The organism is Sphingomonas sp. ASY06-1R, from assembly GCF_052180265.1.
Lineage (GTDB): Bacteria > Pseudomonadota > Alphaproteobacteria > Sphingomonadales > Sphingomonadaceae > Sphingomonas_I.
This window is the reverse complement of record NZ_CP197464.1, coordinates 3,324,204-3,347,506: the sequence shown is the minus strand read 5'-3', so window position 1 is coordinate 3,347,506 and position 23,303 is coordinate 3,324,204. Positions and strand designations below refer to the sequence as shown.

Sequence of the window (23,303 nt, the reverse complement as noted above, 5' to 3'; positions counted from 1 at the left end):
TGAAAAGAATTGTTGGCAATCGAGATATTAGAAATATCCTTCTTGCAGGAACGTCGATAACTATTTGTGTTTTTTCAGCGGAATCGGTGCAGGCGCAGGAGATATCTACTATATCCGCGACAGCCCAGGCAGTAGATCGCAGCGAAGAGGTTGTCGTAATTGGCACCCGTCGCACGGACCGCACGCTTACCGATTCCGCGTCTCCCGTCGACGTGATCAGCTCCGCCGATCTTCAGACCCAGCCGTCCGCAAATATCCTCGACTCCCTCAAGAACATCGTTCCCTCGTTCTTCGTCGCGCAGAACACGATCGCCGACGCCTCCAGCTTCGTCCGCTCGCCATCGCTGCGTGGCTTGCCCGGCGACGAGGTGCTCGTGATGCTGAACGGCAAGCGCTACAATCGCTCTGCTCTGGTACAGGTCTATTCCGGTGGCGATACGGGCCTGTCTTACGGCGCGCAGGCGGCGGATCTGTCGGCCATTCCGGCGATTGCGATCAGTAATTTGCAGGTTCTGCGAGACGGTGCCACCGCGCAATATGGGTCTGACGCGATCGCGGGCGTGCTCAATTACGGGTTACGGCGCGACGCCGGGTTCGAGCTGCAGGGCCGCTGGGGCCAATATTACAAGAATGACGGCGACAGTCGTCAGATCGCCGGCGACGTAGGCGTCAAGCTCGGCGAGCGCGGCTTCATCAATGTCGCTGCAGAATATAATGACGATTTGGGTACCAGCCGCGGCAAGACCCGTCCGACAGCGGCAACGCTCGCCGCTCTCAATCCTAGCTTGGCCGATCAGATCCCCAATTATCCTGGCCCAGCGCAGATCTGGGGCTCGTCCCCGACGCACGGTTACAAGATCCTGGGAAATGCAGGCTTCGACGTCACGCCCGACAGCGAATTGTACGCGGTCCTGAACATCGCCCGGTCGCATGCCGATCAAAGCTTCAATTATCGGCCGCCGATCACGGTATCGGGCCTGGTCATCGACGATGGCACCACGACCACCACGACGACCAACGGCCGGAATGGGTCCTACAACCCGGTCTATCTGACGCCGTGTCCGGCCGGCAACGCAACCTGCCCCACGGGCGGGTTCCTTGCCAACGGGCAGACATTCAGCGCCGCCAACCTGTACCCCGCCGGCTTCACGCCGCGCTTCGTGGGCGTCACGAAGCAGGCGTACGGAACGGTAGGTTACAAGGGGAAGTTCGAAAACGGGCTGACCTATGATCTGTCGGGCTCGCTCAGCCGCAATGTGCTGACTCTATCGATGTATAATTCTTTGAGCCCCTCCTACGGCCCCGCATCGCAAACGAGCTTCGAGTTTGGCGACCTGATCCAGAAGGAGGCCAACGCCAATCTGGACCTGACCTATCCGCTGGAAGTCGGCTTCGCGAGCCCGATCACCCTGTCGGGCGGCGCGGAATATCGCCGGGAAACCTACAAGGCGACGGCCGGTGACGAGCAATCCTATGCTGCGGGGCCCTTCGCCAGTTCCGTCCCCCTCTTTACCGAAACATCCCCGGGTAGCGGCGTCTATACGCAGACGGGCAGCTCGTCTGCGCAATCGCCTGCCGCCAGCGGCTATGGCGGCACCAGCCCGCAGGCGGCCGGCTCGTGGAGCCAGAAAAGCTGGGGCTTATATGGGGGCGCCGAAACCGACATCACGAAAACGCTGACCGTCGGCATTGCCGGCCGTCACGAACATTACAGCAATTTCGGCAATGCCGATGTCGGCAAGATCAATGCCATCTGGAAGGCGACACCCTGGTTCTCGCTACGTGGCACCGTCGGCACCGGTTTCCACGCGCCGTCGCCCGGCCAATCCCATGTTTCGATCCTCACGACCAACTTCATCAGCGGCAATCAGGTCCAGACCGGCACCTATCCCGTCGATAATCCGATCGCCCAATATTATGGCGCGAAGCCGCTGAAGCCCGAGAAATCGACCAATTTCGGTGTGGGCACCGTGCTGACGCCGACCAGCGGCGCCTCGCTGGCGATCGACTATTACAATATCAAGGTGAAGAATCGGATCTTCATCTCGCAACCATTTGCCGTCACCGCGGCGGACGTCGCGGCCAATCCAGGGCTGGCCGCGGTCGGCGTTGGCGGCAATGTGAGCTATTTCACCAACGGCCTCGATACGCGCACGCAGGGCGTCGACGTGGTCGGATCCTATCGCACGGCTCTTGCCGGCGGCTCGCTCAACCTGACGCTCGCCTATAATTACAACAAGAGCACCGTGTTGAGCACCGATCCCAACGTGATCAGCAACGCGCAGATCATCAATATCAAGCATCTCGCGCCCAACCATCGCGGCAACGTATCGGCGGCCTGGTCGAGTGGCGGCTTCACCTTCAACGTCCGGGAAAACTACTGGGGGTGGTGGGTCAATGCCGTCGACTATCCGACGGTCAAGGACGCGGCGGGCGAAACAACGGTGGGGCAGAAGTTCGGTGCCAAATGGACCACCGACCTCGACATAAGTTACACCTTCGACGAACATTACACGCTGACCCTGGGCGCCAGCAATCTGTTCGACGCCTATCCGACCAAGATCCGGGCGAGCACCTATAATCCGATCTATGCGCTCACCAACAGCGCTGCAGACGGCCAGGTCTATCCGCGCAACGGTGGGCCCTTCGGGATCAACGGCGGCTTCTATTATGTCCGGCTGCGGGTAAAATTCTGATCGATCCGGCACGGTCACGATCAGTCTTGAGGGGGGCTTTGGCCCCCCAATTTTCTAAGGGGAGGGGCATGCGCAGGTTTACGGCCGCCTCGATAGCGCTGCTGGTCGTTGCGACGTCGCCGGCGCGCGCCGCATCGCCCATGCCGGTCGCGGCTGAGCATGGCATGATCGTATCTGCCCACCATCTCGCGACCGACGCCGGGCTCGACATTTTGAAGCAGGGCGGCAACGCGATCGATGCCGCGGTTGCGGTCGGCTATGCACTGGCCGTCACTTTTCCCGAAGCGGGCAATATCGGCGGGGGCGGGTTCATGACGATCCGCTTCCATGACGGGCGCACGACCTTCATCGACTTTCGCGAGACGGCCCCCATGGCCGCGACCGCGCGCTTATATCAGGACGTGCGTGGGAATGTGATCCCGGGCCTGTCTACCCGCGGATACAAGGCGGTTGCGATACCCGGCACGGTCGCGGGCCTGGAACTGGCGCGCGCGGCCTATGGCACCAGGGCGCGGGCTACGCTGATGGCGCCGGCGATCCGGCTCGCGCGGGAAGGCTTCCCGCTCGATCAGGCCGATGCCGACTTTCTGGCAGAAGGGATAGACGACTTCCGCAAGGATGCGCCCACGGCGGCCATCTTCACGCATGCGGGAAAGCCCTGGAAACCGGGTGAGCGGCTGGTGCAGGCGGATCTCGCGCGCAGCCTCCAGCAGATCGCACAGAACGGGCCGCGTGCTTTCTACCAAGGGCCGATCGCAGCAGCCATCGTGGCGGCGTCGCGTGCCCAGGGCGGGATCGTGACTGTGGCCGATTTCGCGGCCTACACGGCACGCGAGCGAAAGCCGTTGGAATGCGATTATCGCGGCTGGCACATGATCTCGGCGCCGCCGCCCAGTTCTGGCGGTGTTGTCCTGTGCGAGACGCTCAACATCGTCGAAGGCTATCCGATCGGTCAGTTGGGGTTCCACAGCGCGCAAGGGACGCATTACCTGATCGAAGCATTTCGCCGCGCCTATCACGATCGTAATCTGAACCTGGGCGATCCCGCATTCGTGAAAGCGGACATCGGCCGCCTTGCCGACAAAGCCTATGCCGCCAGCTTGCGGGCAGGCATCGATCCGGATCGCGCGACACCTTCCGCCAGCCTTACCGGCCCCGGGGGCGCGCACGAAGGGCAGAGCACGACCCATTATTCGATCGTCGATGTGCAGGGAAATGCTGTCTCGGTCACCTACACGCTGAACGATTGGTTCGGGGCCCGGTTGACGGCGCCCGGCACCGGTATCCTGCTCAACGACGAGATGGATGATTTTTCGGCAAAGCCGGGCGTGCCCAACATGTTCGGGCTGGTCGAAGGCGCGAACAATGCGATCGCACCCGGCAAACGTCCGTTGAGCTCAATGACGCCGACGATCGTCACGCGCGATGGGAAGCTTGCCATGGTCGTGGGCACGCCGGGTGGCAGCCGCATCCCCAGCGCCACGTTGCAGGTGATCATGAACGTGATCGACTTCGGCATGACGTTACAGGAAGCGGTCGACGCGCCGCGCATTCACGAGCAATGGTTGCCCGATCAGGTCGGCTATGAACGGTTTGCGTTCAGCGCGGATACGAAGGCGGCGCTGGAGGCGAAGGGCCATAAGCTCGAAGAAATGCCATATGGCAATCAGATCGCGGCCATCCTTGTCGGGGCACCATCGGCGGACGGGACGCCGATCGGTAACAACCGCCTTTATGGGTCGATCGACCCGCGCATTCGCACCGGTAACGCGAAGGGCTATTGAAAGCCGATGAGCGGCTTCACCCATCGATTGGCGCAGCTTGAGGATCTGAGTGCGCTGCGGGACGTAATGGCGCGCGCGATCGCGCAGTTGCAGACCGGCTTCCTGACCCCGGCGCAGGTGGCGGCGAGCCACAAGGTGATGGGCCTCGATACCCAGCTGATCCGCGACCAGACTTACTTCATCGTCGAGGACGCGGGCGCCATTGCGGGGTGCGGCGGGTGGAGCTTTCGCGCGACCTTATATGGCGGCGACGACAGCGTGATCGCGCGGACGCCTGCTGCCCTTGACCCGGCGACCGATGCCGCGCGGATCCGGGCGATGTACACCAATCCTGACTTGGCACGGCAGGGGGTAGGGCGAATGGTGATGAAACTCTGCGAGGATGCTGCCCGCGCCTACGGCTTCCGGAGGGCGGAGATGATGGCGACCTTGTCGGGAGAGCCGCTCTACCGCGCCTGCGGTTACGAACCGATCGAATATATCTCGTCCGCGCCAATCGATGGCATGTGCGTGCCTCTCATAAGGATGGGCAAGGCGCTGACGCAGGATTGAGAAGGACGTTATGGAGGCGGCATTCACCGGTGCGGTGGTGGATGGCGGGCGTCGCGTTCTGGCGATCGAGTCAATCGCCTTGGGAACATCTATGCCTACGCGGCGGCAGTTGGCAGAAACACGCCAATCTCCGCCACGGCCAGCTTGGCGGCCGGGACAGCGGTGGCGGCAAATGTGAGCCGGAGCAGGCGCGCAGCGCGCGGACGGTCGAATGCGATGCGCTGCGTCTGCAGCGCATAAGCGATGTTCGGGAACTCACCGCTGCCAGCTGGTTCCCATTTGCGGCCGTCACGGCTGGTTTCCGCCCTATAGCCGCGCGGCGGCGCCACTCCGGTGGCGGGCTTCCGTTCCGGCGTGAGGGTAAAGCCCGCCAGCACATGCGCTGCGCCAAAATCGATCGTGATGGTGGCGGGAGAAGCCACGCTCGGCGCCATAACCGTCCAGGAGGTGAGGGGATCGCCATCGATGGCAGCCTCCGCGCCGGCCGCGGACGCCGCGGCGATGTGCCAGCCGGACCGCGCCAGCACGCTGGGATCGCGAGTGGAGACGACGCGCACGGCCGCCGGCGCGACGCGTTTGAACAGCGCGAACTCGCTGATGGCGGGACAGGCAGGCGCTTCGATGATCCGCAGTCGAACGCGGCGCGCGGTAACGAGGCGAGGCAGGGTAATGATGCGCTGCGGACCAATCGCCTCATGCTCTGCCAGCGTGGTCCAGCTTTCGCCGTCATGTTGCGCGTCGATGGCGAAGCGGGTGACGCGCGCACCGAGCGGCAGATGCTCGCGCAGACGCACCACGTCGAACGCGCGGCCCGGCGGCAGCGCGATGGTCAGGTTCGGCGTGGTGACGCCGTCTTGCGTAGACCAATAGGTGTCGCGCCGCCCGTCGATCGCGCGCGCCCCTGCGAAAGCAGGACCCCGCTCTGCGCTGGCTGTCGCCACCGCGCCCCGGGCAAGATCGTCCGCGAAGGTGGCACGTTGCGCGTCCCCGAACGCCTTGAGGGTGGCGACGTCGATGTCGGCGAGGCGCCCGCGCCGGTCCGGCGGCAGGTTTAGGTTGAGATTGGTGCCCCGGCCGATGGAGGTATCGAAGATCTGGAGCAGCCGTTCCGGGCTCTTAACTTTATCGTCCTCGTCGGCGTGGTAGAACCAGCCGGGCCGGATCGACACGTCCGTCTCGGCCGGCCACCAGAGCGGGGCTCCGCGCACGCCGCTTTGCCCTTCCGCCTGGACATAGAGGTGGTTGGGCATGGTGGGCCAGCAGGGGTCCCCGGCGATGCCATCCTCGTTACCGACCCAGCGGATATCGGCACCCAGCGGGTCGAAGGTGCAAGCCATCGGCTGGTATTTGTGGACGAGCGCGATCAGTTCGGGCCAGCGATAATAGCGGGGCGCATCGATCTTGCGGGTCTCCCGCGCGCCGCCATAATAGCCGTCGCCGCCATTCGCGCCGTCGAACCAGAATTCGAACAATTCGCCATATTTGGTGCACAGCTCCGTAATCTGTGCACGAAAATAATCGAGATAAGCGGGGCGGCCATAGTCCGGATGGTGACGGTCCCAGGGCGAAAGATAGAGGCCGAACGCAAGGCCCGCCGCGCGGGTCGCGGCCGCCATCTCACCCACCACATCTCCGTGGCCACCTTTATAGGGGCTGTTGCGGATGCAGTGCTCCGTCAGCCGCGTCGGCCACAGGCAGAAGCCGTCATGATGTTTGGCGGTGAGGATGATGCCGCGCATGCCGCCGGCCTTGGCTGCCGCGACGATCTGCGCCGGGGAAAAATCGGTCGGGTTGAACAGAGCAGGGCTTTCATCGCCATAACCCCATTCGCGTCCCGTGAACGTGTTGATCGAGAAGTGCACGAAGGCATATTGTTCGCGTGCGTGCCATGCGAGCTGGCGCGGGCTGGGCGTCGCACCCCACGGCTTCGGCGGTGCGACCGTAGGTGCTGCCAGCACGGGCGTGGCGGACGCGGATGCGGCAAGGCCGGAAGCAAGAAGGGTGCGGCGGGAAACCGGATTCATGAGCGTCCTTGCGAAGGCGGAGGGGAGCCGAAGGAAGGCGGCCGATCGGCCAGCGCACGGCCAAAGGCGGGGTTTGGCGTGCTGCTCATCGTGAACTGCAGGCGGCCCCCACGGGCCAATTCTCCATGAGCGATCCAGCTGCGGGTCCAAGGCCGGCCGTTCCAGCGCACAGCTGTGACGTAAGGCGTGTCGGCACGGTTTCCGGGCGCCTCGACCAGCAGCGTGCGGCCGCCGCCCACCCGAACCTCCGCGCGTTCAAACAGGGGCGAGCCGAACACATAAGCCGCTTCCACCGGATCGACGGGGTAGAAGCCAAGTGCGGAGAAGACGAACCAGGCGCTCATCTGCCCGCAATCGTCGTTGCCGATGATGCCGGTGGGATCGTTGAGGTACATTTCGGTGCAGAGGCGTCGCACCATCGCCTGCGTCTTCCACGGCGCGCCCACATAAGTGTAGAGATAAGCCGCGTGCTGGTCCGGCTCGTTGCCGTGGGAATATTGACCGACCATGCCGGAAATGTCGGGCGGCGCATTGGCTGGGAGCGTCGAGGGCGCGGTGAACAGCGCGTCCAGCTTTGCCTCGAACGCCGCATCGCCGCCCATATGCGCGATCAGCCCGTACACGTCGTGCTGGTTCAGGAACGTCGTCTGCCAGCCGTTGGCTTCGGTATAGTCCCGCCACCACGGCTTGGGCATATGGCCCAATTGAACGGGATCATAGGGGGCCCACCAACTGCCGTCGGCAAAACGCGGCCGGGCAAAGCCGATGCGGCCATCGACGACGTTGCGCCAGTTGTGCGAGCGCCGGAGCAGTCGATCGGCATCGGACCCCGCCCCCGCGCGACGCGCGATGTGCGACGAGGCCCAATCGTCATAGGCATATTCCTGCGTCCGGCTGACGCTCTCGACCACCTTGTCGGCCGGCACATAGCCCAGCCGGTCGTAAAGGTCTCGGCCCAGGCTGTTGTCGCGATCGGGCGCGGCGAAGTCGAAGCTGCGTCGCCGGATGGCGGGCCAGGCGGCCGCATAGTCGGCGGGGATGCCCTTGGCTTGCGCTTCCGCCAGCAGCACGACGCCGTGCCAGCCGATCATCGTCGCGGTTTCCTTGCCCTGGAGAGGCCAGACGAGCGGTCCAAGCGGCGACTGGGCGGTTTGGCGGATCAGGTCGTCGATGAGGCTTTTGGCGCGGGCGGGTGCGATCAGCGTCAGCAGGGGATGGAGCGCTCGGTACGTGTCCCACAGCGACCAGGTGCTGTGGGCCGCGCCGCCCGCGGGCACGCGCGCGGTGGTGCCGTCGAGTGCCGGATAGCGCCCATCCACGTCGGAGAAGAGCGTCGGGGCGAGCTGTGCGTGGTATAGCGCCGAGGCGAGAATGGTGCGCTGGTCAGCGGTGCCGCCCTGCACGGCGATCGTGCCGAGCGCATCGTTCCAGCGTGCACTCGCGGCGCGTTGGACCTGATCGAAATCCCAGTGATCGCCTGCCTCGGCGGTGAGATTGGCACGCGCGCCGGCGACATCGACGCCGGACAGGCCGCAGCGCACCAGGATGGGCGTGCCGCCGGCCTCGTCAAAATGCAGCACTGCTTTGAGCCGTCGGCCCGCGACGCGGGTCGCGCCTACAGGCTGTTTGACGTCGCCGTCGCCGTAGAAGGTCACGCGATCGGGGCGGCGTGACAGCTGCATCGCGAAGAATATGCGCCGTCCCTTGGCCCAGCGGAACACCTGCCGTCCGCCGGTCAGCGTGCCGTCCGCGTCGATCGCCAGATGCGCATCGTCGATCAGCGGCTGCGCGTCCGACGTGTCGGGGGCGAGGTGCGACAGATCGATCAGGATATGCGCGGGGCCTGCCGGGAAGCGGTAGCGGTGCCAGCCGGTGCGCTCGGTCACGGTCAGCTCCGCCAACACGCCGTTCGCCAATGCAACACTGTAATAACCGGGTTCGGCCCGCTCGTTTGAATAATGCTGGCGATAGCCGGCATCGGGGTTGGCGAGCGTTCCGGGCGTCAGGTTGACCCGCCCGCGGGCGGGCACCACCAGCACATCCAGCATGTCGCCGATGCCGGTGCCGGACAAATGGGTGTGGCTGAACCCCATGATGGAGCTGTCACCCTTGTGATAGCCCGAACAGGTCGCCCAACGCTCCACGTCGGTATCGGGACTGAGCTGCACCATGCCGAAGGGAAGGGTCGCGCCGGGATAGGTATGGCCATCGCCGCCCGTGCCGATGAACAGGTTGGGTGCGCTGGTGTCAGTCGTTCGAGTTAGCCCCAGAGCTGGCCACGCGAGGGCGGCTGCGGTGGAGGCGAGCAACGTGCGTCGGGTCAGGTGGCTCACAGAGGCTCCCCCAGCAGGGCCGGCCGGTGATCGGCCAGTTGGACGATCAGCGCGCCGAACAGGGAATTCGCCCAGGCGAACCAGGACCGCGTGAAATGGGTGGGATCGTTCGCGTCGAAGCTCTCATGGATGAAGCCGGTATCCGCATCCGTGTCGCGCAGCGTCCGCAGGCACGAACGTACCGTGGCGTCATCCGCGCCGGCCAGCGCGCGTACGATCAGCGACATCGGCCAGATCCAGTCCAGCCCCACATGGGGGCCGCCAATCCCTTCGCCCGCGTGGCCGCGGAAGAAGTACGGATTGCGCGAGCTCCAGGCGGCGGCTGCGGTGCGTTGCCAGCGTGGGTCTGTGGGCTCGACGCAGCCGAGCCAGGCCAGCGCCGACAGGGATGGCGCATTGGCATCGTCCATGAACAATGTGTTGCCATAGCCGTCGACCTCATAGGCCCAGACGTCGGCGCCGTCCGTCAGCCGCATGGTGCCGTGGCTGGCGAGGCCGGCGGCGATCTCGGCGGCCAGCGTACGGGCGTCGCTGGCGAGCGCGGCATCGCGCCGTGCTTGACCCGCCACCTCGGCCAATTCGCGCAATACGGTCACCACGAACAGGTTGGCGGGCACCAGGAACGGATAGACGCAGGCATCATCCGATGGGCGAAAGCCGCTGTGGATCATGCCGGTCGGCCGCGCGGGCGCGCCGTATCCATCGAGGGCCATCGTCTCCGTGTTCCGGTCGGACGCGCGCAGGAAGCGGTAGGGGCCGGGCCCGTCGCGGCGCTGCTGTTCGCGGAAGGTGCGCAGGCTGGCGCGGGCCGCGGCTGCCCAAGTGGCATCGAAAGGCGTCGTGTCGCCAGTGGCCCGCCAATAACCATAAGCGAGCCGCATCGGGTAGCAGAGCGAGTCCACTTCCCACTTTCGCTCCGCGACGCCGGGCTTCATGTCCGTCTGATCGTGCAACGCCCAGGACAGGTTGGTCGGGGCTGAAGGATCGTGCATGAAGGCGTTGGCATAGGGATCGATCAGGATCGAACGCGCTTGCCGCGCGATCAGTCCTCGGAACAGGGTGCGCAAGGCCGCATCACCCCTCGCCAGCGGCAGGTAGGGCATCACCTGGGCGGATGAATCCCGGAGCCACAGGCAGGGAATGTCGCCCGTGATGATGAAGGCGTCAGGCGCGCCCGCCACCGTCCCCATCCGCACGGTCGTGTCGAGCGTGTTGGGGAAGCAGTTGACGAACATCTGGCGGAGCTTGGCGTCCGCGATGCGGGGCGACACGCGGGCGATTTCCCGCTCGACCGCGGGACTGGCGAAGGATCGCGCGCCGCGCGGGGGGCGGCGGTCGGGCCAGGCGGGGGCAGCGGCGCGGCCGGCGGCGGTCAGCGCCAGGCCGCCCAGCAGCGCCCCGCGTCGGGTGAGCTTCACTTGGCCAACTCCGTGCGGGAGCCGGTGATGCGAAGATCGATCCAGGCGCCTGGCGCATCGCCCGGCTGGCCGCCGCCGACGAACAGACGATAGGCGCCCGGCACCACCGCGCGCGTGCCGTCGTGCTCCACCAGACTCAGGCTGCGCGGATCGAGCGTGAAGCGCACTTGCCCGGTGGCCCCGGGGGCCAGCGCCACCCGGCGGAAACCGACGAGCTGGCGCTGGAGGACGGGCGTGGTCAGCCCGGGCGCACCGGTCGGCGCCGGCGGAACCAGGTAGGCTTGCGCCACTTCCTCGCCCGCGCGGCTACCCGCGTTGGTAACGGCGACCTCCACCATTGCCGGCTGGCCCGCCGCTACGGTCACGGCTGGCGCGGGCACGCTATAGCTGTAGTGCGTGAAGCTCAGCCCGTGACCGAACGGCCAAAGAGGGCGGCCGGTGAAGTAGCGGTAGGTCCGCTCCTTCATGCCATAATCGATAAAGGCGGGCAGATCGGCGGTCCGCGCGTAGAAGGTGACGGGCAGACGCCCCGACGGGTTATTCGCGCCCGCCAGTGTGTCGGCGATGGCGGTGCCGCCGCTCTCGCCCGGATACCAGGCGGCGAGGACCGCGTCGGCGGCTGCCGGATCGATCGAAACCGCGCTGCCGCTGGTCAGCACCACTACCAGCGGCTTGTTGGTGGCGCGGAGCGCGTCGAGCAGTCGCGCTTGCGCGGGCGGGAGGGCGATGTCCGTGCGATCGCCGCCGACGAACCCGGGCACACTGAGCGACAGCGCCTCGCCCTCCAGATCGGGGGACAGGCCGACTACCGCCACTACCACATCCGACGCGCGGGCGGCCGCCACCGCCTCCTTGATAAGCAACTCGGCCGGCGGCAGCCACAGCAGGCGCAGGCCTTCGTCCTCGCTGCGATGATCCAGTTCCAGCCGGAAGGAGGACGGGCGCCCGTCGCTCTCCCAGGGGATCTCCAGCCGGCCCTTGTTAAACGTTCCCGCCGCACGCTGCTTCCCACCCAGCCACAAGCGGGCGGCGTCGTGGGTGGTGCAATCCTTCCAGCAGGCCGGCGCGTCGAGCACAAGACGATAGGAGCCTGGCCCCGGCGGCACCACCGTGCCTTGCCAGCGCACGCCCCAACGGACGCCCAGGCCGGGGGCCGGTGCGGCACGGTTGTGGTCCACATCGATCCGGCGCTCGCGGCGGGAGAGAATGGGCTTGGCCGTGAAATCGCCATCGGCGAAATATTGGGCGATGAGCCCCGGCGCCCCCTCGGCTCGCAGCGCCGTTTCCGGCACCACGACGGGGGCGCCGTCCGCCAGCACGGATCCTTGCGCATAGCGCACATGCGCGGCCCCGAAGCGCTGGCGGATGCCTTCCAGCGGCGTCACGGGCGCGACCGCCGTCCCATGATAATTGCCCTGCAGCACGCCCAGATCATCGGCGTCGGCGCCCACCACCGCAATCCGCGTGCCGGCCGCCAGTGGCAGCCGGTCGCCCCGGTTCTGCAGCAGCACGATCGATTTGCGGGCCGCCTCCAGCGCGATCGCGTGATGGGCGGGCGTCGCGACCTCGATCGGCGGGATGCGCGCCCAGGGATTGTCACCCCCGAACGCGATACCGAGTGCGCGGCGCGCGGCGAAGGCGCGGCCGAGCGCGGCGTCCACCTCCGCCGTCGTTACCAGCCCGCGCGCGACCGCCTGGGGCAGGGCGGCGTAGGTGGTTCCACAGTTGAGATCCGTGCCGCCCCGCAGGCTGGCTGCTGCCGCGCCCGCCGCGTCGAGCCGGTAGTGGTGAAACTGGAAGACATTCCCCACCGCATCGCAATCGGACACGGTGAAGCCGCGGAATCCCCAGTCCCGCCGGAGTCGATCGACGAGCAGGCCCTTATTCGCGCAGGCCGGCACGCCACCGATGGAATTGTAGGCACACATCAGAGAAGCCGCATGCCCCTCGGTCACCGCCATGCGAAATGCAGGAAGGTAGGTTGCCTCCAGATCCTGCGGGCTTGGATCGACGTCGAAGCCGTCACGGCCAGCTTCCGGCCCGCTATGCACCGCGAAATGCTTGGGCGTGGCTATGGCGCGGGGGTGCGCCGGGTCTGGTCCCTCAATGCCGGTGATGAAGGCCACGCCCAGCTTTCCGGTAAGATAGGGGTCCTCCCCGTAGGTTTCCTGGCCACGGCCCCAGCGGGGATCGCGGAAGATGTTGATGTTGGGCGACCAGATGGTCAGCCCCTCATAGATGCGGCGGTCGGCACCTACCGGCTGCGCGTTGAAGCGCGCACGCGCTTCGGTCGATACCACCTCGCCGATCCGGTGGACCAGGTCTTGGTCCCAGGTGGCGGCCATGCCGATCGCTTGCGGAAAGACGGTGGCGTGGCCGTTGCGGGCGATGCCGTGAAGCCCCTCGCTCCACCAATCATAGGCAGGCAAGCCGATCTTTGGATCGGCCGGGGCGCTGCTCTGCAGCTGCGCCGCTTTCTCTTCGATCGTCATGCGCGCGATCGTGGCAGTCACGGGATCGGCCGCTATCAGCAGGAGCGCGATCATCGGCGGCTTCCGAGTGAGCGGATTGTCAGGGCATGGGCCAGCTGGGTAGGCGGCATGGTCGACGCGACCGTCACCGTGCGGCTCTCGCCCGGCAGCAGGTCGAAGCCGTTGTCCGAGGGATGTGCTACAGCCGCGCCGAAATCGAGCATGATCGCACGAGCCAGCGCACGCGCCGTTACTGTCAATCGGTCGCCCTGCCAGGTCGCGGTAAGGCCGGGATCGGGATAGGCCATGTCCTTGGGTGGCAGGCGTTCGATCACCGTACGGCTCACTTCCCGGCCGCCAACCATAAGGTCCGCGACGGCGTAGCTGGTGGCCGGTGCGGCGCCAGCGAAGAGATCGGCATCCGGAAGCGACGCCGCTTCGGTCGCAGACAAGGGCGCAAGCGTCACATCCGCTTCCCGTTGGCCGAGCGGCCGGCCCGTCATATCGAAGGCACGCACCCGCCAGTGGGCCGCGAGCGGTTCCGTCCCGTCGGATATGAGGGAGAGGCGAGTGGCGCCGTCCCGATGTTCCGCCACGATCGCCTGCGGTGCGAAAAAGCGCCGCGCTTCATATTGGAGCAGCTTCCACCCCCCGTCATGGTCGATGCTCGACCATGAGATGGCAGGCCATACGTCGTTGAGTTGCCAAAAGAGCGAGCCCATCGTTACCGGCCGGCAGGCACGGTGGTGCAGCGCGGCCATGGCGATCGCCTGCGCCTGATCGACCTGCGACAGATAAACGAAATCCGCGAAATCCCTGGGCTCGCCGAGCCGCTGGCGTATGTACAGGAGCAGCCGTTCGTTGCCGTCACCTGCCAGGAATTTCTGGTGCGCGCGCATCACCGGACTGTCAGTCGAGAGCGGCAATGTCCCCGCGAACGCCTTGATCGTGGAGAGGGCGGGCGCACCCTGGAAGCCATATTCGGACATGAAGCGGGGGCAGCTATCGAGATAGCGCTCCACCGGCTTCGATCCCGACCAAACGTCCCAAAAATGTCGATCTCCGGCCGCATCCGTATCGACCGGTCCCTGATAATCGTCGGATGGTGAATTCGCCCAGTACGGCGTGCCCGGCGACCCCGCCGTCACCGCATCGCGCAGCGTTCGATCGAACAACAATGCCAGACCGACGCCGACGCGTTCCTGCTCGTCCGGCCCGACCGCCTGCTTGAACGCCTTGCGATCCGACCAATTGTCCCACCCGGCTAGAATCTCGTTGCCGCCCGACCAAAGGACGATGGACGGGTGGGAGCCAAGCCGCTCAACCTGCTCGTTCGCCTCCGCGGCGACGTTGGCGCGGAAGGCAGGGTCGGGCGGGGGGACGCCGCCGCCGAACATGAAATCCTGCCAGACCATCAGTCCCAGCTCGTCCGCCAGATCGTAAAAGGCATCGTCGAGGTAGGTGCCGCCACCCCATACGCGTAGCATATTCATGTTGGTATCGCGCGCGCCCTGAAGCAGCGGGCGCATGGCGGCCTCCGTCACCCGCGCAGGAAAGGCATCGAACGGGATCAGGTTCGCGCCCTTGGCGAAGATGGGCACGCCGTTCACGCGGAAGCCCATGGCACCGGCGTCCCGGATCAACTCGACCGTGCGCAGCCCGATCCGGCGTTCCGCGGCGTCCAGGGGTACGCCGTCGCGCTCGACGGCGACAGCCACGCGGTAGAGCGGTTGCGCGCCGTAGCCAGCCGGCTGCCAGCGCTGCGGATGGGGGATGACCAGCGGCACCGAGACACGGGTGACGCCTCCGGCCACATTCGCCTGCTGTGTCCCTTCGACACTGCTGCCGTCGGGGCCCTGCGCGGTGGCACGCACGGTGACCGATCCTGCGCGATCGGCGCGCACGTCCACATCGATGGCCAGCCTGGCTTCCGCATCGTTCAGGGCCTGCTGGTCGACGCGCGTCCGCTCGATGCGGACCTCGTCCCACGCCTGGAGGCGCACAGGCTGCCAGATGCCAATGGTCAGGATCCGCGGTCCCCAATCCCAGCCATAATTATATTGCGGCTTGCGGACGTAGGGGGAGGTCTGCCTGCCCTTGGGTTCGTCGCCGAACGCGGAATCATAGTTGCCGGGGAGGGGGTGGGCTGCTGCGAGCACCTGCGGCTGAACCGTGGGCACGGGCGCCGCGAAGGTGACTATAATCTCATTGTCGCCCACGTGGAGCCACGGCTTGGCGGGGACGCGCCAGCGCCGGAAAGCGTTGTCGGCGCGCAAAGACAGGTGTCCGTTGACTGACACGGTTGCGAAAGTGTCGAGGCCGTCGAACACAAGGTCGAGATGGTCGCGCGCCAGCATTGCCGGGGTGACCGTCAGGTGGCGCCGATACTCCCAGCCGGTGCTGCCGACCCACTGGATCGCGCCTTCATTCAACCCCTTGAAGGGGTCGGGCACGCGGCCGGCGGCCAGTAAATCTTGCTGGATGCTGCCGGGCACATGCGCGGCGAACGGCCGGCTTTCCCGCGGGTGTGCGGCCAAGGCGCCCTTGTCCGCCGGCGCGATCCTGGCCTGCCAGCCGTCATTGAGCATCATCGTTGTCACGGGCGCCGCAGCGGCAGGCCCCGCGTAAAGCAGCAGCAGGAGGAGCCAAGGCCTCATCGGCGTTCGATCAGGCGCACCTGTTCCACCGCGTAGAAGGGTTCCGAGATGGGCGAGGTGAACTGGAAACACACATCGCGGTCGCCATCCATTTTCGGAAGCGATCCTGAAAAGGTCATGCGCGGAGGGGAATGGGCCGGATCGGGCAGCGGGAAACTCGCTGCGATCACCGGCTTGGGCGCGTCCGCATCCGGCGGACCCTTGCGATCCCCCTGGCACCCGGCCAGCACCAGCAATTCGCCGTGCTCCGTCACATTATAATGCTCGCGCACCGCCTTGGCCTCGTGCGCCAGTCCGTAGTTGCGCGCCAGCCGATCCACAATGACGGTGAAGCCGCCCGCCACGTCGAGCGGTGCGGCGGGATAAGCCGTGCAGGTATCGAACAGGTTGACGTTGAAGACGGGCGCGTTGGCGGTTGCGTCCGCCGTGCGCGGCACACGCAGGCCCAGGCTGCCCAGCGGGCAGGATACAAGGTCCGATGCCCCACGCGTCAGCAGCACATGACGGTCGGTGTCGAAGGCGCGCGATGCGGCGGTCGGGCGGCCCGACGTGTCGAACCCCGCGGCGCGGATCGTAACGCCCAGCGGCAGCGCCAGCGGAGCAAGGTAGCGTGCCGAGCGCGGGGTGGGTGCTGAACCGTCCAGCGTATAACGGATCGTGCCCGCCGGGGCTTGCGTTGCCAGCGCGACTTTCACCTTGTTGGCGCGCAGCGCATCGCCTCGGCTGCCCTGAAGCTTTGGCGTAACGGCAAAGGCTGAATCCGCAACCTCTAGCCCCGCCCGGCGCCAGCGCGCGACTTGCGGCCGTAAACGCCCCACGAAACCTGCGAAGTCGCGCGGCTCGGTGCTCCAGGTGATGTCCGCCAGCGCGCCGATCCGGGGGAAGATTGCGTGCTGCAGCTGCCAGGGGGTGGCGAGATATTCGCTCCACGCATTGGCCTGTGCACCCAGAACGTGGCCGGCCTTGGCAGGATCGATGCCTTTAGGCATCGGCTCATAAGCGTAGACGTCGGCCAGCGTTTGAATGGAGAGCCGGCCCGGCGGCTCGTCGTCATGATCGCCCTGCAGGCTATCGAGATAGAGGATCGGCGCGGGCGACAACACCACATCGTGGCCCTGATTGGCGGCGTCCACCGCGCCCTGCTCACCCCGCCATGACATAACGGAGGCAGACGGCGGCAAGCCGCCCTCCAATATCTCGTCCCAGCCGATCAGTCGTCGTCCTTTGGCGCCGAGATAGCGGCCAAATTCGTCGATCAACCAGCTTTGCAGTCCATTTTCGGTTGTGATGCCGAGCGCCTTCATCTGCGCCTGGACCTTGGGCGAGCGCTCCCACTGGTCCTTGACGGCCTCGTCGCCGCCCAGGTGAACATAGGTGCCGGGGAAGACGTCAATCAGCTCGTCCAGCACGTCCTCGACAAAGCGCACGCCCTTGGGACCAGGATCCAATAGGTAAGGATTGACGCCCCAGTCGTGGCCGACGGCAGGCGTGTCGCCCAATATGCCGATCTCCGGATAGGCGCTGACCAGCGCTTGGGCGTGGCCCGGCAGGTCGATTTCGGGGACGATCGTGATGCCGCGTTCGGCGGCATAAGATACCAGCCCGCGCAACTCCGCCTGCGTGTAAAAACCACCAACCCTTCCGGGCGGCGGCGGGCCGCCGGTGGACGGCGCTTGCCGCCACGCACCGATGTCCGTCAGCCGCGGGTAACGCTTCACTTCAAAGCGCCAGCCCTGATCGTCGGTCAGGTGGAGGTGGAGGACGTTGAGCTTCACAGACGCCATCTGGTCGACGATCAGGGTGAGGGTCGGCAGCGGCACGAAGTGGCGGGCGGTGTCCACCATCAGCCCGCGCCAGCCGAAGCGCGGCGCGTCGGCTATGGTGAGTGCGGGCACCCGCACCGGCTGGCCGAAGCGGTCATCCGGGCTGAGCAGCTGGGCCATGGTCATCGCGCCATTGACGAACCCCGCATGCGAACCCGCGATAATCTTCACCCCGCTTCTACCGACCGTCAGACGATACGCTTCCGGCTGGATAAGGGCGGGATCCCGCACGAAACGGACGAGGGCGGCCGGCCCGTCTGTCAATTGCAGGGCGAGACCCCGTTCGCCTCTGACGTGCGCCATCAGGAGCGTGGCGGCACCTATGGCGTCCGCGTCGCCGGCAGGCACGGCAATTCCGGCACCGTTGCCAATCGTCACGCTACCGGACTGATAGGTCAGGCTGGCGGGACGTGGCAGCAGACTTACCGGCCGATCCGATGCAAGAGCGGGTGTCGCGCTTCCAACGCTCGCCATAGCCGCCGCCATCCACGCAGCTGCCCGTGTCGACCTCGCCATGCTGCGCCCCGTCTCTGCTGTAAGACATGCAAACCAATACCGTACGACATGCATAACCAATATAGGTCCAAGCGCAAGCGGCGTTCAGCCCAGAGTGGCCTTACCGACCTGCTCATGATGTTAGGGATTGTGAGCAATCTCCGTGCTGCTATCTGGTCATAGCCGTATGGGTGGCGAGGATGCCGCACCGACGCATGGTCGGAGGGGGATGCTCAGTTTGATCTTCTCGCAACAGATCGGAAGCTTCCGGCCTGGTAACCCGGCTCCTTTATACCTGCAGCTGCAACAATTGATCCGTGCGGCGATCGGGGGCGCGGTGCTGTCGCCTGGCGACGCGATCCCCGCCGAGCGCGATTTGGCCGTCGAATATGACATCTCCCGCATCACGGTACGCAAGGCGATCGCCGGGCTGGCGGAGGAAGGGCTACTGACCCGCCGGCGTGGGGCAGGCACGTTCGTCGCCGGACGCGTGGAGAAAAGCTTTTCCAAATTGTCCTCCTTTTCGGAGGATATGGCCGCCCGCGGGAAGGTCGTTACCAACAAATGGATCAGCCGCGTGGCGGGCACGGTCGATCCGGAGGAGGCCTTGTCGCTCGGTCTTTCGCCGGGGGCGCCCGTCTATCGTTTCCACCGCCTCCGCTTGGCGGACGGGCAGCCGATGGCGCTCGAATATGCCACGATCGCGGGCTACTGCCTCTCCGGCGTCGAAGCGGTGCACGACAGCCTTTACGTAGCGCTGGAAGCGGCAGGCAGTCGGCCGGTGCGCGCGCTTCAACGGCTGCGGGCGGTGCCGTTCGGGCCGGACCATGCGCGCCTGCTGGGCGTAGCCACAGGCACTCCCGGTCTTCTGATCGAGCGCTGCGGTTTTCTGAGGGATGGGCGTGCTTCGGAATTCACGCGCTCCTATTATCGTGGCGACGGCTATGACTTCGTCGCGGAGCTGGCTGACGGCTAAATCCCGACGAGCGGCGCGCTAGGGGCCGCCGCCAGATGGTGTCGCCAGGGCAACTAGATTAGCTTCGCTGCGCATTGGTGGTGCCAGAGCTTAGGGGTCCGCCGGCCTTCAGGGCATAGTCGTGCGCGCGCCAACTCCTGGCTTCATCTGAAGGAACACGGGCCTAAGAATAGGCAACAGATTGGTATTGCTTGGAAAACGGAAACTGGCTCGCTGCGGGACACGCCTAATCTTCAACCAAATCGGATGAAACGGCCGAATTCTGACCTTTTCTAAGGACTGGCACACGTGAAGCCGAGTTGCCGGGATCAGTGACGAGACTGCAACATCCCCCGCAAACTTCACCAAAGGTTATAAAGCGGTATTGACGTCTGACCCGGTTGGTGGAAGCTCGCTGCGTATACGTAACGATGTAAGGGGCGTGGCATGCTGAGGCACTCGGTTTCGATGGTGGCGCTGATAGGCGCGATGTCCTTAGGCGGAGTGGCGTCGGCGCAGTCTCCATCGCCGCAGTCGGAAGAGCCCGCAGTGAACGCGGCGAGCGTGCCCGACTCCCAGGCGCCTGGACAGGTCGCTCCTACGCCGGAAGATAGTCCGCCTCCCCCTAGCGCGAATCAGCCCGCCGCGGCTCCGACACAGAGTGGGGAGGTGGTTGTAACCGGCACCCGCATTACTCGTCCGAATGCAGTGGCAGCTGCCCCGATCACATCCGTGACCTCGCAGGACATCAGGCAGCAGGCTCCGCTGAACGTTGAGGAAGTGTTGAACCGCTTGCCGCAGGTAGCGCCCGACAATCAGCAGACCTACTCGGATTCAGATGGCCGCCAGCGGATCAAGCTGCGCAGCCTGGGCTTCGAGCGCACGCTGGTCCTGATCGACGGCAAGCGCATTGGTACCCAGAACGGCCAGGACACCAATATCATCCCCGTGTCGCTGCTCGAACGAGTGGACGTGCTTACGGGCGGCGCCTCATCGGTCTACGGCTCCGATGCCGTTGCCGGCGTCGTCAACTTCATCCTCAAGCCGGATTTCAAGGGCATCCGGTTGGATGCGAACTATAACTTCTACCAGCACAACAACACACCTAACATCGTGTCCCGGACAGCCAATGCGGCGGGCTTTCCGGCTGCATCCGGCAACAGCGCGGACGGCGGTCGGGCAGATTTGACCCTGACGGCAGGCACGTCGCTGCTGGAAGACCGGCTGAAGATATCCGGTTTCATCAATTATAAGCACGTCGACCCGGTCGGTTATGCGGATCGCTCCACCGCCGCCTGTGGCTTGGTGCAGCAATCCAAGGACGGGCCTGTTTCCTGCCAATATCTGGGCTACCCCCGCGCCGGCTCGATCACGCCGCAATCGGGTGCCTTCGCCGGCACGAGGCTGGTCAACAATCCGGACGGCACGCGCGCCTTCATCCCGTACGGCACGGGCTTCGGCACCGACTCCAATTACTTTGATATCTACAACGACCAGCGGCCCGACGAGCGCGTCAACGCGGGCGGCTTCTTTACCATGAAGTTCTCCGATGCCGCCGAACTCTACGGGTCGGCCATCTGGTTCCGGGACAAGTCGCGAAACGTCTACCCGACCGTGCTGCAATCCTATGCATCCTACGGCTCCTCACCGTACCAGGTGAATTGCAACAACCCCTATTTGTCGGGATCGCAGGCGACCGCCTTGTGCGGAAGCGCGGCCGGCACATCTGCGCTGGCGCCGATCGATCTCAGCTATCGCCTCAACAATGTGCCAACCGCCGACGATATTTACCTCAACAAGGGAATCCGGGGAACGGCCGGTATCCGCGGCAAGTTGGGCGACGCCTGGACCTACGATCTCGGTGGCGTCTATGCGCGCAACCAGCAGAATTGGACCACGGCCGGACAGGCCAATTTCAACCGGGTCAACAACGCGCTCAACGTCGTCAACGTGAACGGCACCCCAACCTGCGTTGCGGCGATCAACGGTACCGACCCAGCTTGTATTCCCTTCGACGCGTTCAGCGCCGGCAACGGCAGCCGCGCGCTGATGGACTATTTCTTCGCGGACGCGGCGGGCACGCAGAAAAACGTGAGCAAGCTGTATGATGGTCAGCTCAACATTACGGGCGATCTCGGCAAATATGGCATCACCTCGCCTTTCGCGACGGATGGCGTAGCGGTCGCTTTCGGCACCGAGTTCCGCAAGGAAACCTTTGATTCTACCGCAGATGGACCGTTCCGCACGATCTTTGGCGGACAGGACGTGCATCTCAAGCAGCATGTCTGGGAGGCAAACGCCGAAATCCAGGCGCCGCTGGTCCAGGACAAGCCTTTCGTTCACCAGCTGCAGTGGAACGGCGGTTTCCGCGTTTCCAAGTATAATGTGAATCCCGATCGTTTCACGACCTGGAAGCTGGAAGGCATTTACTCGCCCGTATCGGACATCACGTTCCGGGGGTCATATAATAAGGCGCAACGCGCGCCGACCTTGGTGGAAAGCTATCAGGCTTCCAACATCAGCTTCTCGCGCCAGGGCGGGTCCCAGAACGATTTCTGCGCACCGGTGGCGCGCCAGATCCAGGATCCCAACAATCCCGGCCAGACGATAACCACCACCGCGCCGCTCGCTTCGCGTGACGTGTGCCGGGCCACCGGGCTCGCCGACAATCTCTACGGCAGCGCCACGCTTCTCTGTCCGAACAACCAGTGCACCGTGCGCTCGGGCGGCTTCCGCGCCGACCCGGAGACCGCGTACACGCTCACCTACGGCCTGATCCTCAAGCCGCGCTTTATCAAGGGATTGATCCTCTCGGTCGATCATTACAGGGTTAAGATCAACAATTCGTTGAGCTATAACGGCGACTCTTATTATTATGACGGCTGCTTGCGGACCGCAGATCCTTATTTCTGCTCGGGTTTCGTGCGTGCGGCCGATGGAACGCTGAGTGCGTCTGCGGCGTCCAATCCGACCAGCGGCTTCATCCGCGCCGGAACGACCAATTATTATTATTCGATCGCGCGCGGTTACGACTTCCAGGGCCAGTATACGTTGGGGCTTGGGCCGCGTTTCGGCCACCTGGATTTCGACTTCAACGGATCGCTCACCACCTTCGCTGGCGGCCAGGACTCGCCCATCCAGCCGCTCCGCAATTGCGCGGGCTATTTCGGCAATGGATGCGGTCAACTGTTGCCGCGCTGGGCGCACACATTGCGGACGACCTACAACACGCCCGGCGGGCTGTTCAGCGCGTCGTTCAATTGGCGCTACACGGGCTCTCTGACGAATGCCAACAACTCGGGTGACCCGGCAATCGGTGGCACGCCAGATCGGGCTCAGACCACCTTCTACCGTATTGGGCCTCAGAGCTTTTTCGACTTGGCCTTGAGCTTCAACGTCGACAGCCGCTTCACCCTGCGCCTGATTGCCAACAACGTCTTCGACAAGAACCCGCCGTTGATCGCCAATTCCTACGATATCAGCTTGGCGCACAACAACACCTTCCCGCAGCGCTATGACGCGCTCGGGCGCAACATCGCGATCAGCACCACCGTTAAATTCTGATCCTCGTGCATCGCAATTAACGTCGCGATCTTCGCCAAGTGCGTGGCCGATCTCATCAACCTTGCTGACGCGAGGGGATTGGGGTCGGCCACACCAGCGGGAAGCGGGCTTCAAGCTGCGGGATTGGCATCTGACGGATGCCCTGCCGGATGAACCACATGGCTTCAACGGAGCGCGTGTTTCGCCGGCAGCGAGGCCCGCAACAGCTGCCCATTAAAGTTGCTTGGTCCAGGCGCCGCGTTCGCCAATCACCTCACGTCCCATATCCTGGGTCTATCAAGGGTTCAGACGTAGCGTCCGAATCACGGCTGCGAAGGAGATGCTGAAGAGGCGGAAGCATCAAGACGACGCACAGCGGGCTGGTGGAGCTGAGGGGAATCGAACCCCTGACCTCTGCAGTGCGATTGCAGCGCTCTCCCATCTGAGCTACAGCCCCGGCACCAGCGGAGCGCGGCTTAGCGGCGCTTTTCGCGCGATGCAACGGCCGTTACGCCAGGTTGCGCTTCCTTGTCTCAGGACGCCCCGCTGTCC

Annotated in this window: 11 protein-coding genes and 1 tRNA gene; 5 read left to right on the top strand and 7 right to left on the bottom strand. The window is 65.1% G+C overall.

Annotated features, from left to right (window positions below; all coding sequences use genetic code 11):
- Positions 1 to 212: 212 nt before the first annotated feature.
- The 3 genes from ACSBM8_RS15785 (at position 213) to ACSBM8_RS15775 (ending at position 5,032) form a co-directional block, all read left to right on the top strand.
- Positions 213 to 2,696, top strand: coding sequence for a TonB-dependent receptor plug domain-containing protein (locus ACSBM8_RS15785; protein ID WP_442678947.1), 2,484 nt, complete (start codon positions 213 to 215; stop codon positions 2,694 to 2,696).
- 68 nt (positions 2,697 to 2,764) lie between these two features.
- Complete coding sequence (ggt, locus tag ACSBM8_RS15780; protein ID WP_442678946.1) at positions 2,765 to 4,480, top strand: gamma-glutamyltransferase; 1,716 nt, start codon at positions 2,765 to 2,767, stop codon at positions 4,478 to 4,480.
- Between the two features lie 6 nt (positions 4,481 to 4,486).
- Positions 4,487 to 5,032 carry a GNAT family N-acetyltransferase gene (locus ACSBM8_RS15775; RefSeq protein WP_442678945.1) on the top strand — a complete coding sequence of 182 codons (546 nt, stop codon included), beginning with the start codon at positions 4,487 to 4,489 and terminating at the stop codon, positions 5,030 to 5,032.
- A 95-nt stretch (positions 5,033 to 5,127) separates the two neighbouring features.
- On the opposite strand, the gene ACSBM8_RS15770 is transcribed toward ACSBM8_RS15775, so the two are convergent.
- From ACSBM8_RS15770 to ACSBM8_RS15745, 6 genes are read right to left on the bottom strand one after another with little or no spacing between them, the layout of a single operon-like run.
- Entirely contained in the window at positions 5,128 to 7,056 is a 1,929-nt protein-coding gene (locus tag ACSBM8_RS15770) for an alpha-L-fucosidase (protein WP_442678944.1), read from the bottom strand.
- Positions 7,053 to 9,389: a GH92 family glycosyl hydrolase gene (locus ACSBM8_RS15765; RefSeq protein ID WP_442678943.1), complete on the bottom strand. Its 2,337-nt coding sequence runs from the start codon at positions 9,387 to 9,389 to the stop codon at positions 7,053 to 7,055. The genes ACSBM8_RS15770 and ACSBM8_RS15765 overlap by 4 nt, the downstream gene beginning before the upstream one ends.
- Entirely contained in the window at positions 9,386 to 10,807 is a 1,422-nt protein-coding gene (locus ACSBM8_RS15760) for a glycoside hydrolase family 125 protein (protein WP_442678942.1), read from the bottom strand. Before ACSBM8_RS15760 ends, ACSBM8_RS15765 begins: the two co-directional genes overlap by 4 nt.
- The gene (locus tag ACSBM8_RS15755) at positions 10,804 to 13,353 is read right to left on the bottom strand and encodes a glycoside hydrolase family 3 C-terminal domain-containing protein (RefSeq protein ID WP_442678941.1); all 2,550 of its coding nucleotides are present in this window, start codon (positions 13,351 to 13,353) and stop codon (positions 10,804 to 10,806) included. Before ACSBM8_RS15755 ends, ACSBM8_RS15760 begins: the two co-directional genes overlap by 4 nt.
- A complete protein-coding gene (locus ACSBM8_RS15750) occupies positions 13,350 to 15,935 on the bottom strand; it encodes a beta-mannosidase (protein ID WP_442678940.1) in 2,586 nt (861 codons plus the stop codon). The genes ACSBM8_RS15755 and ACSBM8_RS15750 overlap by 4 nt, the downstream gene beginning before the upstream one ends.
- Positions 15,932 to 18,232 carry a beta-N-acetylhexosaminidase gene (locus tag ACSBM8_RS15745; RefSeq protein WP_442678939.1) on the bottom strand — a complete coding sequence of 767 codons (2,301 nt, stop codon included), beginning with the start codon at positions 18,230 to 18,232 and terminating at the stop codon, positions 15,932 to 15,934. Before ACSBM8_RS15745 ends, ACSBM8_RS15750 begins: the two co-directional genes overlap by 4 nt.
- Before the next feature lie 259 nt (positions 18,233 to 18,491).
- On the opposite strand from ACSBM8_RS15745, the gene ACSBM8_RS15740 reads away from it, so the two are divergent.
- On the top strand, positions 18,492 to 19,229 hold the full coding sequence (locus tag ACSBM8_RS15740; protein ID WP_442681619.1) for a GntR family transcriptional regulator: 738 nt from the start codon (positions 18,492 to 18,494) through the stop codon (positions 19,227 to 19,229).
- 711 nt (positions 19,230 to 19,940) lie between these two features.
- Positions 19,941 to 22,772: a TonB-dependent receptor domain-containing protein gene (locus tag ACSBM8_RS15735; protein ID WP_442678938.1), complete on the top strand. Its 2,832-nt coding sequence runs from the start codon at positions 19,941 to 19,943 to the stop codon at positions 22,770 to 22,772.
- A 360-nt stretch (positions 22,773 to 23,132) separates the two neighbouring features.
- On the opposite strand, the gene ACSBM8_RS15730 is transcribed toward ACSBM8_RS15735, so the two are convergent.
- Positions 23,133 to 23,208: transfer RNA gene (locus ACSBM8_RS15730), tRNA-Ala, on the bottom strand.
- Between the last annotated feature and the right edge of the window lie 95 nt (positions 23,209 to 23,303).